This window comes from Comamonas sp. (assembly GCF_036666375.1).
Classification (GTDB): Bacteria; Pseudomonadota; Gammaproteobacteria; order Burkholderiales; family Burkholderiaceae_C; genus Comamonas.
Map to the genome: position 1 here is coordinate 1 of NZ_JAVWWA010000005.1, position 4,324 is coordinate 4,324.

Here is a 4,324-nt window from a genome sequence, read left to right on the forward strand (position 1 = left end):
ATGCGCAGCGCGAAGCACTTCTTGCCCAGCAGCGCATTGCCGCCGTAGCCCGAACCGTAGGACCAGATTTCGCGCGTCTCGGGGTAGTGCACGATGTACTTGGTCTTGTTGCAAGGCCAGCTGGTGGTGTCCTTCTCGCCTTCGGCCAGGGGAGCGCCCACGGTGTGCATGCAGGGCACGAAGTCGCCGTCGGTGCCGATCACGTCGTACACGGCCTTGCCCATGCGCGTCATGATCTTCATGTTGACGGCGACATAGGCGCTGTCGGACAGTTCGACGCCGACGTGGGCGATGGGCGAGCCCAACGGGCCCATGGAGAACGGCACGACATACATCGTGCGGCCGGCCATGCAGCCGTCGAACAGCGGCTGCAGCGTGGCGCGCATTTCATTGGGCGCCATCCAGTTGTTGGTCGGGCCGGCGTCGGCCTGGTCCTGGCTGCAGATGTAGGTGCGGTCTTCGACGCGCGCCACGTCCGACGGGTCGGACCAGGCGAGGTAGCTGCCGGGGCGCTTGGTGGGGTTGAGAGGCTTGAAGGTGCCGGCGTCGACGAGTTGCTGGCACAGCGCGTCGTACTCTTCCTGCGAGCCGTCGCACCAGTGGATGTTGGCCGGCTTGCACAGCGCGGCCATTTCTGCGACCCAGGCGATCAGCCGGGCATTCTTGACATAGGAGGGCGCCTGAATGGTCAGGGCTTGCAGTGCAGGTGCGTTCATCACGGGAGCTTTCTAATTGAAAAAACGTTTTTTCAAAGACAACGCGGCAGCGTTGAAACAGCTGGGCAGCCTTTGAGAAAACAGGTTTTTTCAGGGTCGTAGGCAACGCCATCGGGGTGCTGACCCGATGCTCAAATCAAAGAGGAAGCCGCCATTCTAGGTAGCTACCGCATTTTTGTGTCAGACAGAAGTCCAAAAAACTATGCAATATAAGTATCAAGATATGCATTGCGTGAAGATGGGCTGCATAAAAAAAAGGCAAAAAAAAGCCCCGTGACCGGGGCTTGGAGCTGCCATGAGAAAGGCTCAGGCGAGGTATACGGCGATGAACGCCAGCAGGAACATCAGCACCGCGCCGACCAGTGGCAGCACGACCGGGATGTAACGGACAACGGATTCGGTCGCGTCCTCGGGGTGCTCATCGGCCGTGGCCGAAGCGTGGGGATGGGTCATGAGAGGCTCCCGTGGGTGGTTCAAGAAAGCTGCACTGGGGCTGCGATGCCGTTATTTTAAGCAGACCCGGCCGAGGACGGGCCTGGGGTAAGCCATGAGGTTTGCAGGGCGCTCAGACGCGCTGCGCTTCCATGCCCTGGGCACGCAGGCTGGCGAGCACCTGTTCCACATGCGGCTGGTTGCGCGTCTGCAGCACGCATTCGATCTCGACGTTCTGCGCGGCCAGCAGCGTGAACGCGCGCTGGTGATGGACTTCCTCGATGTTGGCGCCGGCATCGGCCACGGTGGCGGTGATGCGCGCGAGCACGCCGGGCACATCGCGCGCGCTCACGCGTATGCGCGCCAGCCGGCCCGAACGCACCATGCCGCGCTCGATGATGGCCGCCAGCAGCAGCGGGTCGATGTTGCCGCCCGACAGCACCAGCCCGACCTTCCTGCCCGCGAAGCGCTCGCGGTGGCGCAGCATGGCGGCCAGGCCCGCGGCGCCCGCGCCTTCGACCAGCGTCTTCTCGATTTCGAGCAGCATCAGCACCGCCTGCTCGATGTCGCCTTCGTCGACCAGCAGCAGGTCGTCGACCAGGGCGCGCACCACGCCCTGGGTCAGCTCGCCGGGCGAGGCGACGGCAATGCCTTCGGCAATCGTCGACTGGCCCATGGGCAGCTCGCTGCCCTGGATCGCATTGACCATCGACGGAAAACGCTGGGTCTGCACGCCGATGATCTCTATGCCGGGCTTGAGCGCCTTGGCCGCGGTGGCCACGCCGGCAATCAGGCCGCCGCCGCCTATGGCCACGACCAGCATGTCGAGATCGGGCTGGGCCTTGAGCATTTCGAGCGCCAGCGTGCCCTGGCCCGCGGCCACGGCGGCGTCGTCATAGGGGTGGACGAAGACCAGGCCCTGGGAGTCGGCAAGCGCGCGCGCATGGGAACGCGCTTCGTCCAGCGTGTCGCCGTGCAGCACCACTTCGGCGCCGAAGCCGCGCGTGCGCTCGACCTTGACGTCGGGAGTGAAGCGCGGCATCACGATCACCGCGCGCAGTCCCAGGCGCTGGGCATGGTAGGCCACGCCCTGGGCGTGGTTGCCGGCGCTCATGGCGATCACGCCGCGCGCGCTTTCCTCGGGCGTGAGCTGGGCGAGCTTGTTGCAGGCACCGCGCTCCTTGAAAGAGGCCGTGAACTGCAGGTTCTCGAACTTGAGGAACACCTGGGCGCCGACGATTTGCGACAGCGTGCGTGACTCCACGCAAGGGGTTTCGAGGATGTGGCCGTGCAGGCGCTGGGCCGCGAGCTCGATGTCTTGAAGGCTGATCATGGGCCATTGTGTCCACAGATGAAAACCTGGACCTGGCATGCAGGTTCTGCTGCCTGGCCTCAGGCGGGCAATGCCCGGTGCAGCAGGCGCTCGAGATCCATTTGCCGGGTATCGAGCGCGCCAAGCACGCGGCCCGTGCCGCTGTTGCCCAGGCGCGTGGTGATGAAGGCCTGGGCCACGGCCGGCGGCGCGTCGCGGTGCAGCAGGCAGGCCTGGGCCGTGAGCACCAGGCGCTGCACCAGCATGCGTGCCATGGCCTGCTGTTCGGCCGGCGGCTGGGCGAGCATGGCGCGCAGCGCGTGCAGCTGCGCAAGAATGCGCGCGTCGCCGCCGGCGATCTCTTCCATGGCTTCGAACAGCACGCGGGCCGCGGGCTTTTGTCGGTCGAGCGCGTTCAGCACCTGCAGGCACAGCGCATTGCCCATGCCTTCGCCGCGGCCCTGCGCGGGCGCGGCGAGGAACAGCCGCGCCAGGGTCTGGCCCTGGGGGCTGTCGAGCGCGCCCTGGGAGCCGGCCCATTCCATGGTTTCCGCCGTGACTTCCATCGCGCGGCGCCCCACCCAGAACTGCGCGGCCGGTGCCATCACATGTTTCCAGGCGAGCTCGAGCGGCGAAATGCTGTCGGCCGCGGCGTCATCGCAGCGCTCGAATGCCTGGGCCAGCCGCATGGCCAGCGTCAGCGCGGCTTCGCTTTCGAGCGCCATGTCTACGAGCACGCTGTCCAGCAGCGGCTGGGCCGGGATGTTTTTCATGCCGCGTGCCTGTGTCAGCGATTGCACCAGCGCCTGGCGCAGCAGCGCGCAGCTGGCCAGCGTGCGGCCCAGCCGCAGCACGCTCACGGCGGCGCGGAACGTCAGGGCTCCCTGGCCTTCCTCGCCCAGCAGGTAGCCGCTGGCCGCACTGAGCTGCAGCTCGGCGACGGATTGGGGCCCGAACGCGCCGAACAGCGGGCGCACGACCAGGCTGTTGCGTTCGCCGTCCTCGCGCCAGCGCGGCACGAAAAAGCAGCTCGGCCCCTGAGGTGTCTGGGCGCTGAGCAGGTGGGCATCGCTGTCGGGCGCGGCCAGCCCCGGGCTGCTGCCGCTGAGCAGGTATTGCCGGCCCCAGAGCCCCATGCCCACGGGTGTGGCCTGGAGCAAGGTGGGCGTGGCGTACAGCGGCTGAATCGACTGCACGGCATTCGCGCCCAGGCCCATCCAGAGCGCGGTCTTGCGCGCGATCGGCAGGTCGCGCGCATCGTCATCCGGATTGCGCAGCAGCGGCCCCAGCCGCGCCCAGAGCGCGGGCTCCTTGCGCAGCACGGCCAGCGAGGCCGAGGTCAGCAGCAGCGTGTCGAGGCTGTCGGGTGCGAACTGGCCATGCAGATAAAGGCCCGCGGCCCAGACGCTCCAGCGCCCCGGCGTGTGCTGGGTCAGCGCCTGGGCGACCAGACCCTGGCGCCGGCCCAGTGCGCGCTGGGCCTGCCAGGCGGGGTTGTTCTGCAGCGCGTCCGAGGCCTGCTCCGACTCGGTCAGCTGCTGCACATAGGCGTCGAGTCCGGCCCGCGCCGGCCCTGCGTCGGCGCGTTGCAGCGCTTCATCCAGGGGCACGTCGTGGGCGATCAACGGCGGCGCTGGTGGCGGGACGGTGGACATGGCGGTCTCCTGTGCGCTTGTAGGACGCGAGCAGCGTAGAACGCTTGCCCGCAGACCCGCAGTATCGGCAACTCGCGCGTCGCGCGCTGTCGGAGAGGTTCGCCTGTCGTCGGGGTCTTGCGCCCGGAAAATCCCTTAGAGCACCGAACAAAACCCTTGAGACGTCGTTGCCTTGCCGTGTTACTCGCACTGTCTGCGGCACCGCGCCT

The 4,324-nt window shown here is 67.2% G+C and carries 3 protein-coding genes and 1 pseudogene; all 4 read right to left on the reverse strand.

The window, feature by feature from the left end:
- Positions 1-716, reverse strand: a pseudogene (locus RR928_RS01870) (phosphoenolpyruvate carboxykinase (GTP)); the annotation flags it as partial.
- Positions 717-1,022: 306 nt separating this feature from the next.
- The gene (locus RR928_RS01875; protein ID WP_332537896.1) at positions 1,023-1,169 is read right to left on the reverse strand and encodes a hypothetical protein; all 147 of its coding nucleotides are present in this window, start codon (positions 1,167-1,169) and stop codon (positions 1,023-1,025) included.
- A gap of 112 nt (positions 1,170-1,281) precedes the next feature.
- A complete protein-coding gene (locus RR928_RS01880; RefSeq protein ID WP_332537895.1) occupies positions 1,282-2,481 on the reverse strand; it encodes a threonine ammonia-lyase in 1,200 nt (399 codons plus the stop codon).
- 59 nt (positions 2,482-2,540) lie between these two features.
- The gene (locus RR928_RS01885; RefSeq protein WP_332537894.1) at positions 2,541-4,115 is read right to left on the reverse strand and encodes an acyl-CoA dehydrogenase family protein; all 1,575 of its coding nucleotides are present in this window, start codon (positions 4,113-4,115) and stop codon (positions 2,541-2,543) included.
- Positions 4,116-4,324 lie beyond the last annotated feature (209 nt).

Excerpts from the sequence above, each read along its gene's own strand:
- RR928_RS01885 (WP_332537894.1), bottom strand. The coding sequence starts at position 4,115 with ATGTCCACCGTCCCGCCACCAGCGCCGCCGTTGATCGCCCACGACGTG.
- RR928_RS01875 (WP_332537896.1), bottom strand. The coding sequence starts at position 1,169 with ATGACCCATCCCCACGCTTCGGCCACGGCCGATGAGCACCCCGAGGAC.
- RR928_RS01880 (WP_332537895.1), bottom strand. The coding sequence starts at position 2,481 with ATGATCAGCCTTCAAGACATCGAGCTCGCGGCCCAGCGCCTGCACGGC.